The sequence below is a fragment of the Janthinobacterium sp. P210005 genome (genome assembly GCF_036231865.1).
GTDB lineage: Bacteria > Pseudomonadota > Gammaproteobacteria > Burkholderiales > Burkholderiaceae_D > Janthinobacterium > Janthinobacterium kumbetense.
Genome location: NZ_JAZARC010000002.1, coordinates 707,657 through 723,163, shown reverse-complemented (window position 1 = coordinate 723,163; position 15,507 = coordinate 707,657). Strand labels below are relative to the sequence as shown.

Sequence of the window (15,507 nt, the reverse complement as noted above, 5' to 3'; positions counted from 1 at the left end):
TGGTGACTAGTAAATTATCTGATATTCAGAACGATCGTACTGCGCAACACTGTCAGGGTCAACCACTTTCCCCTCCCTGCCATGACCACCAGCTGCCCAGCCGTTCCTGTTCCTGTCCCCGCCACCGCGCCCGCGCTGGGCGATGCCCACCGCTGGAAGGTGCTGGCCGTCGGCGTGGCGGCCAATGCCAGCTTTTCCGCCGCCGCCAACGGCATGCCCACGACGGCCATCTGGCTGCGCAGCGGCTATCACCTGAGCAATACGCAACTGGGGGTGGCGCTGGGCGCCATGGGCCTGGGCGTGGCCCTGACAGAATTGCCATGGGGCATGGCCACCGACCGCTGGGGCGACCGGCCCGTGCTGCTGACGGGCTTGCTGGGCACCATGCTGGCCCTATTGACCTTGCTGCTGTGGATCACACCCGCTGACGGGTCTGTGCCGCCGTTATGGGCGCTGGCGGCCGGACTGGCACTGGTCGGCGTGCTGGGCGGCAGCGTGAATGGTGCCAGCGGGCGCGCCGTGATGCGCTGGTTCGGCGCGGGCGAACGGGGTTTCGCCATGAGCATCCGCCAGACGGCCGTGCCGCTCGGCGGCGGCCTCGGCGCCCTCGTCCTGCCCAGCCTGGCGTCACGTTACGGCTTCATGCCCGTGTTTGGCGCCCTGGCCCTCGTATGCGGCCTGTCGGCGTTTTTTACGTGGCGATGGATGCATGAGCCTGACTTCTCTGCCGAGGTCGCCACGGGGCCGCAAAACGCGTCCACGGGCCTGTTTGGGGTCAAGCCGCCTCCGCCGCTGCAAGGTCCACTCAAAAACCGCAAAGTCTGGCGCATGGTGGCCGCCATCGGCTTGCTGTGCGTGCCCCAGTTTGCCGTGCTCAGCTATGCCACCGTCTTCCTGCACGACCATGGCCGCCTGGGACTGGCCGCCATCACGGCCGTGATGGTGGCCCTGCAGGCGGGCGCCATGGTGATGCGCATCTGGAGCGGACGCCACACGGACCGCCACGCGAACCGGCCCGCCTATCTGCGCGGCTCGGCCCTGGTGGCGCTGGCGTCGTTCATTGTGCTGGGATGCATCGCCTGGCTGCAGGCGCCGGGCTGGCTGCTGATGGCCGCCGTGGTGGCCGCCGGCATCGCCGTGTCCGCCTGGCATGGCGTGGCCTACACGGAGCTGGCAACGGAAGCGGGCGGCGCCAACGCGGGCACGGCCCTGGGCATGGCGAACACGGCCGTGTATGTAGGCCTGTTCCTCACGCCGATCGCCATCCCGCACTTGCTGGCGGCCAGCAGCTGGCCCGTCGTGTGGTGGCTGGCTGGGCTGGTGGCGCTAGGCACCTGGCCCCTGTTTCCCAAGGCTTAGGGCAAGACAGAAATGCGGTAGACGCAGCGCATGGCATTGGCCAGCACATGCTGCTCGCGCACGATGCTCGCGCACGGTCCCACCACTTCCTGGAACAGCTGCAATTCGGAGCGGCAAAAACCCTGGCAGGTGCGGGCGGCGGCGCAGATGGGGCAGTGGTCTTCGATCAGCAGCCAGTCGTCGCCATCCGCTTCCACGCGCGCCATATAACCCTCTTCATCGCGCACGGCCGCCAGCTGCTGCAAGCGCGTGGGCAAGTCCGGCGCCGAGCACGCCAGCGCATACGCGCTGCGGCTTTCCTCTTCGCGCTGGGTGATCAGTTTATCCAGCCCCGCCTCGCCGAACAGCTGGCGCACGGAACCGATCAGCTTGATCGTCAGCTGCGCATGCGTGTCGGGAAAGCGCGCATTGCCCGCCTCCGTCAAGACCCAGTTCTGGCGCGGCCGCCCGGCGCCCGCCTGCGCTTCCTGGCGCCCCTCGATGAGACCCGCCGCCACCAGCTTTTGCACTTGCTGACGCGCCGCCTCGCCCGTCATGTCCAGGGTCTTGGCCAGGGTCGCCGTGGAGACGGGTCCCTTGGTCTTGATGAAATACAGGATGCGCTCCGTCGTTTGCGGCGCCTCTTGATTATCCAAACGTTTACTTGTGTAATTCATTTCACTCAACTATCATGGGGCCAGTTAACCAACTAATTGCTTGCATAATAGGCCGGTAGCTCCCCGCTGTCGAGGAGTTTCCACGTCCGCATGCCGGCAAGGTACTCTTTTGACAGGATTTTCCCATGCAACTGTCTCACTCGATCTGGCTGTTTCACGCCATCCTCGCCATCGGCCTGGCCCTCTGGCTCACCCTGGCCGCCCTCAACAACCTGCACGCCTTCCACGGCGCCGTCTGGGCCATCGGCAACACCATGCGCATGGACCCGCTGCGCCAGGACCCGACCATCCAGACGCCGCTGCTGCGCCGCGCGCTCACGTCCCTGGTCTTGCACCGCCTGAGCCTGTTGACGGTGCTGACGCTGCAACTGCTGGCCGCCATCGCCGCCTGGACAGGCGTGGCGCTGCTCCTCGGCGCTTCCCTGACGCAAGCGTTGCCCTGGCTGAACCTGGCCCTGTGCGCCATGGCCGCCTTCCTGCTGCTGATGCACCTGGGCGGCCTGTGGTTCGGCTACTGGATCGCCCAGGAAAGCTTGCAGACGACGCACCTGGTGCTGCTGCTGTGGACCCTGGGTTTGTTCTTCCTCTTCAACGCGCAGCGGACCTGACCAGCCTCCGCTGCGCCTCTTCTTCTTTCTCCCTTTCAATGCAGTAAAGGACCTCATCATGAATACGAAACTCGTCGGCGCTTCCGCGCTGGCCATCGCCCTGGCCGTCGCGGGCGCCGCGCTGTATCCGCGCGCCAACTCGCATGCGGCCGATGCCGCCGCCTACCCCGCCACCAAGGTGGCGCTGGTTCCCGTCGTGCTGGGCACGCAGGAACGCTTTTTTGCGGGCGTGGGCGAACTGGAAGCGGCGCGCCAGGTGCAGGTGGCGGCCGAAACGGGCGGGCGCGTCACGCAGATCCGCTTCGAGTCGGGCCAGAGCGTGGCGGCCGGCGCCGTGCTGGTACAGCTCAATGACGCCCAGGAACAGGCAATGCTGCTGCGCCAGCGCGCACAGCTGAAAAACGCGGAAAGCAGCCATGCCCGCACGGTGCAGATGGTCAGGGAAAAGGCCGCCACGCAGGAGCAGCTCGATGCGGCGCTGGCCGCGCGCGACGCGGCCCTGGGCGACGTGCGCCAGACGGAAGCGCTGATCGCGCAAAAGACCATCCGCGCGCCGTTCGCCGGGCAGCTGGGCATCCGCAAGGTGCACGCGGGCCAGTACCTGAACGCGGCCGACACGGTGGCCAGCCTGATCGACACGAAGGCCTTGCTGGTGAACTTCGCCCTCGATGAACAGAGCAGCGCGACACTGGCGCCGGGACAGGCCGTGCAAGTGCTGGTGGACGCCTATCCGCATGAAATCTTCACGGCGAAGATCAACGCCATCGACCCGCTGGTCGCCCGCTCGCGCATGGTGCAGGTGCAGGCGGCGCTGAGCCATCCGCGCGGCGCCCTCAAGGCGGGCATGTACGCGAACGTGCGCGTGGCCCGCGAGGCTGGCCAGCAGCTGACGGTGCCGGAAACGGCCGTGACCTACAGCGCGTATGGCGATACGGTATTCGTCGCGCAGCAGGAAGGAAAACAGCCGCTCACCGTCAAGCGCGTGGGCGTCAAACTGGGCGAGCGGGCCGGGGGCCGCGTGGCCATCCTCGACGGCTTGCGCGAAGGGCAGCGCGTGGTCGCCTCGGGCCAGCTGAAACTGGCCGACGGCATGGCCGTGCAGGCCGTCGCCAATACCCTGGACGAGGCGAAACGCGCCGCGCCCAAGGCCGGTTCTTAAGGAAAGGCCAGCACCATGAAATTTACCGATTTATTCGTGCGCCGCCCCGTGCTGGCGCTGGTGATCAGCACCTTGATTCTGATGCTGGGCGTGATCGCCATCCTGCAGCTGCCGATCCGCCAATACCCGATGCTCGAATCGTCCACCATCACCGTCACGACCAACTATCCGGGCGCCTCGGCGGAACTGATGCAGGGTTTCGTGACGCAGCCCATCGCGCAAGCCGTATCGTCGGTGGAAGGCATCGATTACCTGACGTCGTCGTCGGTGCAGGGCAGCAGCACCGTCACCGTGCGCATGGAATTGAACCGCGATTCCACGCAAGCGTTGACGGAAGTCATGGCCAAGGTCAACCAGGTGCGCTATAAATTGCCGGAAGGCGCTTTTGACCCCGTGATCGAGCGCGCGGCCGGCGATTCCTCGGCCGTGGCGTACGTCGGCTTTGCCAGCGAGAGCGTGTCCGCGCCCGCGCTGACGGATTACCTGGCGCGCGTGGTGCAGCCGATGTTCGCCACCATCGACGGCGTGGCGAAAGTCGACGTGTATGGCGGCCAGCAGCTGGCCATGCGTTTGTGGATCGACCCGGCGAAACTGGCCGCGCGCGGCTTGACGGCGGCCGACGTGGCCGACGCCGTGCGGCGCAATAACTACCAGGCGGCGCCCGGCAAGGTGAAGGGACAATTCGTCGTCGCGAACATCAGCGTCAACACGGACCTGACCAGCGTGGCGCAGTTCCGCGACATGGTCATTCGCAAGGGCGGCGATGACAGCGCCGCCCTCGTGCGTCTGAAGGACGTGGGCACGGTGGAACTGGGCGCGGCCGCCACGGAGACGAGCGGCATCATGGACGGCGTGCCGGCCGTGTATCTGGGCCTGTCGCCCACGCCCGGCGGCAACCCGCTGGTGATCGTCGACGGCATCAAGAAGCTGCTGCCGGAAATCCAGAAAACCCTGCCGCCGGGCGTAAAAGTCGAGCTGGCGTTCGAGACGGCGCGCTTCATCCAGTCGTCCATCGACGAGGTGGCGCACACCCTGCTCGAAGCGCTGCTCATCGTCGTCATCGTCATCTACCTGTGCATGGGTTCCCTGCGCTCCGTGCTGATTCCCGTCGTGACGATCCCGCTGTCGATGCTGGGCGCGGCGGCGCTGATGCTGGCCTTCGGCTTCAGCATCAATTTACTGACCCTGCTGGCGATGGTGCTGGCCGTGGGTCTGGTGGTCGACGACGCCATCGTCGTGGTGGAAAACGTGCACCGGCATATCGAGGAAGGCAAGACGCCCGTGGCGGCCGCCCTGGTGGGCGCGCGCGAAGTGGCCGGCCCCGTCATCGCCATGACCATCACCCTGGCGGCCGTGTATGCACCGATCGGCATGATGGGAGGATTGACTGGCGCGCTGTTCAAGGAATTCGCGCTGACGTTGGCCGGTGCCGTGGTGGTGTCGGGCGTGGTGGCGCTGACCTTGTCGCCCGTGATGAGCTCCCTGCTGCTGCAGCCGAAACAAGCGGAAGGGCGCATGGCGCGCGCCGCCGAGCATTTCTTCGAAGGCCTCACCAGCCGCTACGCGCGCCTGCTGGACCGCTCGCTGCACCACCGCTGGCTGAGCGCCGGTTTCGCCGCGCTGGTGATGGTCAGTCTGCCGTTTTTGTACCTGCTGCCGCAGCGCGAACTGGCGCCGGCGGAAGACCAGGCCAGCGTCTTGACGGCGATCAAGGCGCCGCAGCATGCCAACCTCGATTACGTGGAACGCTTTTCGTACAAGCTCGATGAGATCTACAAAAATATCCCCGAAACGGACTCGCGCTGGATCATCAACGGCGGCGAGGGGCCTGCGTCTAGCATCGGCGGCATCAACCTGACGCCATGGGCCGAACGCTCGCGCAATGCGGCCGTCATCCAGGCCGAATTGCAGCATGCCGTGGGCGACGTGGAAGGCACCAGCATCTTCGCCTTCCAGCTGGCGCCCTTGCCCGGATCGAGCGGCGGCTTGCCCGTGCAAATGGTGCTGCGCAGCGCGCAGGATTACGCCACCCTGTTCCGCACCATGGAAGACGTCAAGCAGCGCGCGCGCGACAGCGGCCTGTTTGCCGTCGTCGACAGCGACCTCGATTACAACAACCCCGTCGTCAAGGTGCGCGTGGACCGCTCCAAGGCGAACAGCCTGGGCATCCGCATGCAGGACATCGGCGAATCGCTGGCCGTGCTGGTGGGCGAGAACTACCTGAACCGCTTCGGCATGGATGGCCGCGCCTACGACGTCATCGCGCAAAGCCCGCGCGAGCAACGCTTGACGGCGCAAGCCCTGACGCAGCAGTACGTGCGCGCCGACGATGGCAGCCTGCTGCCCCTGTCCGCCGTCGTCTCGGTGACGGAACAGATCGAGCCGAACATGCTGACCCAGTTCAACCAGCAAAATGCGGCCACCTTCCAGGGCGTGCCGGCGCCGGGCGTGACCCTGGGCGACGCCGTCGCCTTCCTCGACGGCGTGGCGAAAACCCTGCCGCCCGGCTTCAGCTACGACTGGCAATCGGACGCGCGCCAATTCGCCACGGAAGGCAATGCGCTGCTGCTGGCCTTCCTGGCGGCCGTCGTCGTCATCTACCTGGTGCTGGCGGCGCAGTATGAAAGCCTGACGGACCCTTTGATCATCCTGATCACGGTGCCGCTGTCGATTTGCGGCGCGCTGATCCCGCTGGCGCTGGGCTACGCCACCGTCAACATCTACACGCAGATCGGCCTCGTGACCCTGATCGGCTTGATCAGCAAGCACGGGATCTTGATGGTGGAATTTGCCAACGAATTGCAGGTGCATGAACGGCTGGACCGCCTCAGCGCCATCCGCAAGGCGGCGCAAATCCGCTTGCGCCCGATTCTGATGACGACGGCGGCCATGGTGGTGGGCCTGGTGCCGCTGCTGTTCGCGTCCGGCGCCGGCGCCAACAGCCGTTTCGGCCTGGGCGTGGTGATCGTTTCGGGCATGTTGATCGGCACCTTTTTTACCCTGTTCGTGCTGCCCACCGTGTACACCTTTCTGGCCCGCCGCCACACGGCCGACCATGCCACGCCGCGCGCGCGCGATCTGTCGCACGCGCTGAAGGAAGCCCCATGAAAAATTACCGCTATCTCGTCTCCCTTTTCCCCCTGCTGGCCGGCTGCGCCGTCAGCCCCGCCTACGTCACGCCGGCCACGCCCGCCATCGCCCTGGCCAGTCCGCAGCAGGCGCAGTTTGCGCCAGGTCAAACGGCTGCCAGCGAAGCCGCCTGGTGGACGTTTTTCGACGATGCGCGCCTGTCGCGGCTGATCGCCAGCGCGTTGACGCACAACCTCGATATCGCGCAGGCGCAAGCGAATCTGCTGGCCGCGCGCGCCACCTTCGACGAGCGCCGCCTCGATGAACTGCCCGCCGTCACGGGCCAGGCGGGGTGGCAGCGCAGCGTGCAGCAAGATGCGCCAGACAGCCGCGCCGTCAGCACCAGCACGCGCGTTGGGTTCGATGCGCAATGGGAGATCGACCTGTTCGGCCGCCTCGCGCATATCACCCGCTCGGCGCAGGCGCGCGCCGACGCGGCGCAGGCCGATTTGCGGCAAGTGCAGCTGACGATCGCCGCCGAAGTGGCGCGCAATTACTACGAGGCGCTGGGCTACCAGCAAAACCTGGCGCTGACGCAGGCGCAAGTGCAAAGCTGGCGCGACACCATCGCCCTGATCGATGCGCGCATCCGCGCCGGCAGCGGCTTGCCGGAAGAGCGCCACAACGCGCTGGCCAACCTGGCGCGCAGCGAGGCGGCCTTGCCGCCGTTGCAGGCGGGCTTGCGCCAGGCGCAGTACCGGCTCGATGTGCTGAGCGGCCAGGCGCCGGGCGCCATCGCTCTGGCCACCACGCCGCGGCAGCAGGCGCCGCTGGCCGGCCAGCTGCCGCTGGGCGACGTGAACCGCCTGATCAAGCAGCGTCCCGACGTGGTGCGCGCCGAGCGCCTGCTGGCCGCTTCCAGCGAAGACGTGGGGGCGGCAACGGCGGACCTGTATCCGCGCCTGAGCCTGGGCGGCTTTTTGGGCTTCTTTGCCCTGCGCGGCAGCGGCGTGTTCGACGGCGGCGCGCGCGCCTTCGACGTGGCGCCCTCCGTCAGCTATCCGGCCTTCCGCCTGGGTAGCGTCAAGGCGCGCTTGCGCGGTACGCAGGCCGAAGCGCAGGGCGCGCTGGCGCGCTATGCGCAAACGATGCTGTTGGCGCAGGAAGAGGTGGAAAACGCCGTTACGCAGCTGGCGGAAAACCAGACGCGATTGGCCTCGCTGCTGGAATCGGCGCGCCACGGCAACGCGGCCCTCGGCATCGCCAGCACGCGCTATGCGGGCGGTGCCGGCAGCTACCAGGCCGTGCTGGAAAACCAGCGCGCCTTGTACGATATCCGGCGCGAAGCGCTGCTGGCGGAAACGGCGTCCTACATCGATGCGATCGCCCTGTACAAGGCGCTGGGATGGGGGCACACTATGTGATCTTTTTAGCTCGGAAAGGCACGCGATGTTCACGCAAGGCAGCTGGCTCAATCCACCGGAAAACTGGTCCGCCGACGGCGCGCAATTGCGCGTGACGACGGACGCAAATACGGATTTCTGGCGCAAGACTCACTATGGTTTTATCCGCGACAGCGGCCATTTTTTCGGCACGCAAATCGACGGCGATTTCACGGCGCAGCTGCACGTGGCGGCGCAGTACGCCGCGCTGTACGACCAGGCCGGCATGATGGTGCGCATCGACGAGCAAAACTGGATCAAGTGCGGCGTCGAATTTTCCGACGGCCAGCTCTTATTGAGCACGGTATTGACGCAGGACAAATCCGACTGGGCCGTCAGCAGCGCTCCCGCCATGCCGGACGGTTTCTGGCTGCGCGTGACGGTGGCGCAAGGCGCGATCCGCGTGCAGTATTCGACCGATGGCCAGCGCTGGCCGCTGCTGCGCCTGGCGCCATTTCCCGAGGCCGGTAGCTACCGCGTCGGCCCCATGTGCTGCACGCCGGAACGGGGTGGCCTGGAGGTGGTGTTTTCCCGGTTTTCCATCGGCCCGGCGCAGCAAAAAGACTTGCACGATTTGAGTTAAATCAGGCGATCCACGTCTCGTGCAAATGGCGCCACAGCAGCGTCCCAGCCGGTGTCTTCTCATACACGACGGTCGACAGCCGCTCCGTATTTTCTCCCCCCGGCAGCGATTGATGCTCGCGGTAAGTCACACTGGCGCCGGTGGCGTTGTCCTGGATCAATGCCAGGTCGGAAATACGCATGATGAGGCCCGGACGGCTGCCGCCGGCGCCCTGGAAAAATGCCGTCAAGCCGGCATGATCGAGCTGCTTGCCGCCCGGTGACACCATCGTGAAACCGGGCGAAAAACGCGCGAGCAAATCGGCGCAATATTCGGGCGCCGTGGCTACGCCGGAGAGCCACTCGCGGATCAGCACATGCGTGGATAACACATCGTCAAAACAGGGGTTCGTTGTCTTCATTTTTTTGCTGCTCCATGGTGATGTAAAAGGTCGAGAACGGCGCGGTTATCGATGCGCGCGCACAGCGCCAAAGGCAGCACGCACGCGCTGGCGGCCAGCGCAAAACACCAGTGAAAAACCTGCGCCGCGCGCAGGTGCTGGGCGGGGTCGTCGAGCGACGTAATTCCCTGCGCCGCCAGCAAGCCGTTGAGCAGTACGCTGAGCAGCGCCACGCCCAGGCAAAAGCCCAGCTGACGGTTGATATTCCACACGGCGCTGGCCTGGCTCAGCTGCCCATCCGGCGTGCGCAGGAAGGCCGTGCTTTGCGCCGTGCTGCTGCACAAGCCGCCGCCAAAGCCCATCACGGCATACGCGCCGGCCAGCCAGAACAACTGGCCCGCCGCATCCACGCGCAGCAGCATCAGCATGCCCGCCGCCTGCAGCAACGCACCAGCGATGAACAAGGGTTGCGGCCCCACGCGGCGATAGCTTTTTCCCGTGAGCGAAATGGCCGCAAACGAGGCCAGCGCCCACGGCAGCATCAGCGCGCCCGCCGTCGACGCCGACATGCCCAGCACGCCCTGCAAATACAGCATGGCCAGCAGGCTCACGCCCATGAAGACGCCCGGCACCAGCAGATACATCAGCATGGCGATGCGCAGCAGCGGTTCGGCGGCCAGGCGCAGGTTCAGCAGCGGCGTGGATTTGCGCAGCGCGCCGCGCACGTAGACCCAGGCGCAGGCGGTGCCCAGCGCCAGCACGCCGGCGCCGGCAAGCAGCTCGCCCGGCGTGCCCAGCATCGTCAAGCCCAGCAACAGCAAAAGGATGGCTGTGCTGCCCGCCACAAGGCCGCCCGTGTCGAGGCGGGGCACTTGCGCGCGCGGCGGGTCGGGGCGCAGCCAGCAGGCGGCCAGCAGCAGCGCCAGCGCGGCAAACGGCACGTTCAGATAAAAAATCCAGCGCCACGACAGGCTGTCGACGATGACGCCGCCCAAGGCGGGCGACAGGGCGGGCGCCAGCAAGCCCACCAGCATGATGACGGACGACAGGCCGGGACGCTCGGCCGGTTGATACAGCTGGTAAGTCATGCTTTGCCCCAGCGGGATCAGCAAGCCGCCGCCCAGGCCCTGCACGCAGCGCCAGGCGATCAGCGCCTCGATCGAGGGCGCCAGGCCGGCGCCGATGCTGGCGCATAAAAATGTTAGCAACGATGCCATGAACACGGTTTTGCTGCCATAATAGGCAGCCAGCCAGGCGCTGGCGGGGATAACGATGGTCAGGCCAAGGATGTAGGCCGTGCTGATCCAGGCCAGCTGCGCTACCGAGGCGTGCAGGGCATGGCCGATGTCGGGATAGGCGACGCTGGTGATGAACATGTTGATCAGGTCGACGAAAAACCCCAGCAGATAGATGGCCGCGACCTTTTTGCGATAGTCCATGGTGCTCCGAATGGCAAACGGCCAGCTTAAGCGTCCAGCGCCATTTGCGTAACGGGCCAGCCCCGATTACACTGTCAAAGAAATTTTGACAAACTCCCGCAACCCGCATGTATCCTCATAGTTATTTATGATCAGTCTTGACCGTTTGGGTATTTTCATCGCCATCGTCGACGCCGGCTCGCTCACGGCGGCCGCCGCCGTGCTGGGCCAGAGCAAGGCCGTCGTCAGTTTCAATTTGAAACAGCTGGAAGCGGAGCTGGGCGTGTCGCTGCTGACGCGCAGCACGCGCAGCCTGGCGCTGACCGACGTGGGACGGCGCTTTTACGAGGATTGCCAGCGCGTGCTCAGCGAAGCCCAGGGCGCCATCGAGACGGCGCGCCAGGGGCACCAGGGCTTGCGCGGCACCCTGCGCCTGACCACCACCGTCGAATACGGCAGCCGCACGGTGATCCCCGCGCTGATCGCCTTTGCCGCCGCCCATCCGCAGCTGCAGATCCAGCATTCCTCGTCGTCCTCGCATGAAGACCTGATCTCGGGCGGCTACGACCTGGCCATCCGCATGGGTTCACTCAACGATTCGAGCTACCGCGCCGCGCTGATCGAGCCGTATGCGATCTGGCCCGTCGCCTCGCCCGCCTACCTGGCCAGCCTGCCCGGCCGGGACATCGCCACCTTGCCCGACTTGCAGCGTGCGCGCTGGCTGGCGCACAGCCGGCTCGCTACGCCCCTGCGCTGGGACGTGCACACGCCCGACGGTGCCGCCGTCTTCGTCGCGCAGGACGACGCCGCCATCCATTCCGACTCCGCCTCGGCCCTGCTGGGCTTTGCCCTGGGCGGCTGCGGCGTGGCCCTGCTGCCGCAATGGCAGGTGGAAGGGGACGTGCGCGCGGGACGTTTGCGCCGTCTGCTGCCCGACGTCGTCTTCCCGGAACAGGGCGTGTATGCCGTGTATCCGAACACCCAGCATATTGCGGAAAAAGTGCGCGCGTTTATCGACTTCTTGCGCGCGTTCGTGGGCATGCCCGCCTGAGGTTTCACGTGGCGCCACGGCGCCCATGTCACGTCGTCAATACTTGTTGAATACAACGATTTCCAAAGGGCAAACGAGCGCCCATTTCGCTTTTCACGGCCTACACTGGAAGGACGTTGTTCACCGATTGGAGACCATCATGGCACATACATTGGCAGCAGTTTTCGCCGTGCGCGACATGGCCGAGCGCGCCCGGCACGACCTGATCACGGCGGGCTTTCCCGGCGCCAACATCCGCCTGCACGATGCGGGCAGTGACGACTTTTCCGCCACGGAAAACATCCGCCGCGACGACAGCGACAGCCTGCTCGACAGCGTCAAACATTTCTTCACGGACCTGTTCGGCAGCCACGCCGACCGCCACATCTATGCGGAAGCCGTGCGGCGCGGGCATGTCGTGCTGACACTAGAAGGGGCGAGCGACGCCGATATCCAGCGCGCCACCGACCTCGTCGAGCGCTATGCGCCGCTCGACATCGATGCGCACGCCGAGCACTGGCGCACCGGCGGCTGGCAGGGCGCGCCGCAAGACGACAGCGCGCGGCGCCAGGGCGCCAGCATGCAGCAGGGCGCGTCGGCCGGCAACCTGAACGAGACGGCGGCATCGCAGCAATTTGCGGGCGGCATGGCGCCGCCGTCATCCGGCGCGGGCGCCAACGCGCGCCGCTACCCCAGCGCCGACAACCTGCCGGGCACCAGCTACGACGACGAGCAGTACTACCGCAACCACTGGAGCGCCACCTATGTCGCCACCGGCGCGCGCTTCGAGGACTACGATCCCGCCTACCGCTATGGCCATTCGATGGCGAACAGCGACAGCTACCGGGGCCGCCCGTGGGATGAGGTGGAAGCGGAGCTGCGTTCCACGTGGGAGCACACGTATCCGCAATCGGCGTGGGACAACTTCAAGGCGGCCATCAGACATGGCTGGGAGCGCATCACGTCCTGACGCGCGGCGAGGGGATGGCTCTGTCAGCGCCCCTCGTGCGTGAGCTTGAGGAAGTGGTTCAGGATGTGGAAGTGGTCTTCGAAGAATTGCTCTTCCATGGCCGGCAGGGCGCTCACCGGCACCCACTGCGCCAGCGCCGCATCGTCGGCCGCCGTCACGGCCGGCAGCTGGCGCGTCTTCAAGTCGAAATAATGCGCATGGGTGATGGTGCGCCCCCGCTGGCTGCGGTCCGGATGGTCGAACACGGCCACGCCGACCAGCGCCTCGACCAGGGTGGGCGCCAGCACGCCCAGCTGGGTTTCTTCCGCCAGTTCGCGCAGGGCGCCCTGCAGCAGGCGTTCTCGCGGCTCCAGGAAGCCGCCGGGCAGCGCCCACAAGCCCTTGCCAGGATAGCCGCCGCGGCGCACCAGCAAGACGTGGCCGCCCGTCTGCACCAGCGCATCCACGGTGCAAAAGATGGGCGCATACGGCGCCGTGCGCCAGCGCGCCTTGTACGCTTCGATGGCGCGGTATTCCTGCACCAGCGGCGCGTACCACGGCAACAAGGTCCACGCTTTCAAGTACTGGCCGATGGCCGCCGGCAGCAGCTGCGCCACGGCGCTCAGCGACACGTCCACGTCTTCCGCCTCGAACAGCACGTTGCGGATCGCCGTCGCGCCGATGGACGCACCGGGATCGATCTCCAGGTTGAGCAACTGCCAGTGCGGGAAGTGGTGCAGGTAGTAACTGGTGGCGTCCTTGAAACAGGCCACCAGAGTGACGCGCTGCACCGCGGGCACGGCGCCCGCCACGGCGCGCCGCACGGCATCGGCCCACAGGCCATCGTCGTAGTAATCGCGCACGGCCACGTAATGCACGCGCGCGCGCTGCACCTCGGGCAGGGTGGCGGCGATCATGGCGGCCCGCTCCTGCCACGTAAACGGGTTCTTCGGGCTGCGCGCATGGAAGGCGGAACCGAGCACCACCACGACGCTGGCGGCGGTGGCCAGCGCCTTTTGCAGCAAGCCCGCATGGCCATTGTGAAAAGGCTGGAAGCGGCCGATCAGGATGGCCGCGTCGGCAGGATAGGATGAGCTCATGCGTCGTCTCCGGTGGGGTAGTGGGCGGCGATCGGCAATTGACGCCCGCTGCCAAACGCGCGCGAACGCACGCGGATGATGGGCGCCGCCTGGCGCCGTTTGTATTCATTGCGGGCGACCATGCCGAGGATGCGCGTCACCAGTGCGCGGCCCTCGTCCGTCTCGCGCAGCTGGTCGACCAGGGTCAAGGCTTGCGCGCTTTCTTGCGCCGGCAGGCGACGCCCCTCGATATGCCATTTCAAGATTTCATCGAGCACGGGATAGGGCGGCAAACTGTCGGTGTCGCGCTGGCCCGGCGCCAGTTCCGCCGACGGGGGTTTGTCGAGCACGGCGACGGGGATCAGCTCGCGCCCGGCACTGGCGTTGAGGTGGCGCGACAGGGCGAACACCTCCGTTTTATACAGGTCGCCAATCAATCCCAGTCCCCCGTTCGTGTCGCCATACAGGGTGCAGTAGCCCACCGAGATTTCGCTCTTGTTGCCGGTGGTGAGCAGCAGGGCGCCAAAGGCGTTCGAGTATTCCATCAGGATGGTGCCGCGCACCCGCGCCTGCAGGTTTTCCAGCGGCAGTCCCTGCAGCTTGCCGTCGAAGGCTTGGGCATAGCCCGCTTCGTATTGCGCCACGATGTCGCGGATGGCATGCGTGTGCAGGACGATGCCCAGGTTGGCGCACAGGGCGACGGAATCGGTGACGGAGCCGGCGCTGGAAAACACGGACGGCATCGTGATGCCCACCACGTTGTCCGCGCCCAGGGCTTCGACGGCCAGGGCCAGGGTCAGCGCCGAATCGATGCCGCCCGAGCAGCCGACGACGACTTTCGTAAAGCGGCAGCGGCGCGCATAGTCGCGCAAACCGAGCACGATTTGACGGCGCGCAAATTCCACGGCGGGGATGCCGTCCGGGTCGGGCACGGGAAACGCCGCGCCGTCCGTGCGCGTAAAACCGCCGTCGGCAAAGCGCAGCAATTGAAAATCCTCGACGAAGCGGGCCGCCTCGAATTGCACGCCGAGGGTGGGGGACATGGCGAACGAGGCGCCGTCGAACACGAGTTGATCCTGGCCACCCACCTGGTTGACGAAGAGCAAAGGCAAGTTCACGCGCGCGCAGGCGGCGCCGAACACGGCATGGCGCTGCGCGCGCTTGCCGATGTCGGACGGGCTGGCGTTGATGCTGACGACCAGGTCGGGCCGCGCCGCGTGCAGGGCGTCGAACGGGTTGACGGCGTAGGCGCGGCCATCGTCGTTCCAGCCATCCTCGCAAATCATGAAACCGACCTTGCAGCCGGCGATATCGAGGGTGCAGGCGCCGGGCGGACCCGGCTCGAAATGGCGGCCCTCGTCGAAGATGCCATACGTCGGCAACAGCTGCTTGTAGTATTCGGCCACGATGCGCCCGTCGCGGATCGCCAGCAGGGCGTTGTACAGGGGCTTGCCGACGCCGGGATTGGGCCGCGCCGTGCCGATGACGGTGACCAGCGCCGGCCAGCGCGTGGACGCTTGCAGCAGCTGATCCAGCGCCTGCTGCATGTCGCGCAGGAAGGCGGCGTCCTCGAACAGGTCGCCCGGGTAATACGCGCACAGCGACAACTCGGGACACACGAGCAAGTCGGCGCCATCGCTGCTGGCGCGGCCCATGCGCGCGATGATGGCGGCACAATTGGCGTCGAAGTCGCCCACGGTGGGATTCATCTGGGCGAGGGCGATGGTCAGCATGGCGATCCTTCATTGGTTACGCTTGAAAACCCTATCCTGCCTG

At 66.4% G+C, this 15,507-nt stretch carries 13 protein-coding genes; 8 read left to right on the top strand and 5 right to left on the bottom strand.

Translation table 11 applies throughout. The annotated features are described in order from the left end of the window. Nucleotides 1-81 precede the first annotated feature (81 nt). Complete coding sequence (locus tag VPH40_RS13235; protein ID WP_328573640.1) at nt 82-1,359, top strand: MFS transporter; 1,278 nt, start codon at nt 82-84, stop codon at nt 1,357-1,359. Here the strand turns inward: VPH40_RS13235 and VPH40_RS13230 are convergent. Then, complete coding sequence (locus tag VPH40_RS13230) at nt 1,356-2,015, bottom strand: helix-turn-helix transcriptional regulator (protein ID WP_099665986.1); 660 nt, start codon at nt 2,013-2,015, stop codon at nt 1,356-1,358. The two genes, VPH40_RS13235 and VPH40_RS13230, sit on opposite strands and share 4 nt — an antisense overlap. Before the next feature lie 125 nt (nt 2,016-2,140). Here VPH40_RS13230 and VPH40_RS13225 point away from each other — a divergent pair, with 125 nt between their 5' ends. The 5 genes from VPH40_RS13225 to VPH40_RS13205 are packed head-to-tail and all read left to right on the top strand — an operon-like array spanning nt 2,141 to nt 8,876. Beyond that, nucleotides 2,141-2,623: a DUF2165 family protein gene (locus VPH40_RS13225; protein WP_328573639.1), complete on the top strand. Its 483-nt coding sequence runs from the start codon at nt 2,141-2,143 to the stop codon at nt 2,621-2,623. Between the two features lie 58 nt (nt 2,624-2,681). Next, entirely contained in the window at nt 2,682-3,782 is a 1,101-nt protein-coding gene (locus VPH40_RS13220; protein ID WP_328573638.1) for an efflux RND transporter periplasmic adaptor subunit, read from the top strand. A 15-nt stretch (nt 3,783-3,797) separates the two neighbouring features. Continuing rightward, nucleotides 3,798-6,890: a MexW/MexI family multidrug efflux RND transporter permease subunit gene (locus VPH40_RS13215; protein ID WP_328573637.1), complete on the top strand. Its 3,093-nt coding sequence runs from the start codon at nt 3,798-3,800 to the stop codon at nt 6,888-6,890. Beyond that, nucleotides 6,887-8,275, top strand: coding sequence for a TolC family protein (locus VPH40_RS13210; protein ID WP_328573636.1), 1,389 nt, complete (start codon nt 6,887-6,889; stop codon nt 8,273-8,275). The genes VPH40_RS13215 and VPH40_RS13210 overlap by 4 nt, the downstream gene beginning before the upstream one ends. A 25-nt stretch (nt 8,276-8,300) precedes the next feature. Further along, on the top strand, nt 8,301-8,876 hold the full coding sequence (locus tag VPH40_RS13205; protein ID WP_251349627.1) for a DUF1349 domain-containing protein: 576 nt from the start codon (nt 8,301-8,303) through the stop codon (nt 8,874-8,876). Between the two features lies 1 nt (nt 8,877). Here the strand turns inward: VPH40_RS13205 and VPH40_RS13200 are convergent, their stop codons facing one another. Then, nucleotides 8,878-9,276 (bottom strand): DUF4440 domain-containing protein, encoded by a 399-nt coding sequence (locus VPH40_RS13200; RefSeq protein ID WP_328573635.1) that lies wholly within the window; start codon nt 9,274-9,276, stop codon nt 8,878-8,880. Further along, complete coding sequence (locus VPH40_RS13195; RefSeq protein ID WP_328573634.1) at nt 9,273-10,694, bottom strand: MFS transporter; 1,422 nt, start codon at nt 10,692-10,694, stop codon at nt 9,273-9,275. Before VPH40_RS13195 ends, VPH40_RS13200 begins: the two co-directional genes overlap by 4 nt. 127 nt (nt 10,695-10,821) lie before the next feature. Between VPH40_RS13195 and VPH40_RS13190 the strand changes: the two genes are divergently transcribed. Together VPH40_RS13190 and VPH40_RS13185 are read left to right on the top strand one after the other, a co-directional pair. Then, nucleotides 10,822-11,724: a LysR family transcriptional regulator gene (locus VPH40_RS13190; protein ID WP_328573633.1), complete on the top strand. Its 903-nt coding sequence runs from the start codon at nt 10,822-10,824 to the stop codon at nt 11,722-11,724. A 139-nt stretch (nt 11,725-11,863) separates the two neighbouring features. Continuing rightward, nucleotides 11,864-12,673 carry a hypothetical protein gene (locus VPH40_RS13185; RefSeq protein ID WP_328573632.1) on the top strand — a complete coding sequence of 270 codons (810 nt, stop codon included), beginning with the start codon at nt 11,864-11,866 and terminating at the stop codon, nt 12,671-12,673. Nucleotides 12,674-12,696: 23 nt separating this feature from the next. On the opposite strand, the gene VPH40_RS13180 is transcribed toward VPH40_RS13185, so the two are convergent. Together VPH40_RS13180 and VPH40_RS13175 are read right to left on the bottom strand one after the other, a co-directional pair. Beyond that, complete coding sequence (locus VPH40_RS13180; protein ID WP_328573631.1) at nt 12,697-13,752, bottom strand: bifunctional nicotinamide-nucleotide adenylyltransferase/Nudix hydroxylase; 1,056 nt, start codon at nt 13,750-13,752, stop codon at nt 12,697-12,699. After that, nucleotides 13,749-15,464: an NAD+ synthase gene (locus tag VPH40_RS13175; RefSeq protein ID WP_328573630.1), complete on the bottom strand. Its 1,716-nt coding sequence runs from the start codon at nt 15,462-15,464 to the stop codon at nt 13,749-13,751. The genes VPH40_RS13180 and VPH40_RS13175 overlap by 4 nt, the downstream gene beginning before the upstream one ends. Between the last annotated feature and the right edge of the window lie 43 nt (nt 15,465-15,507).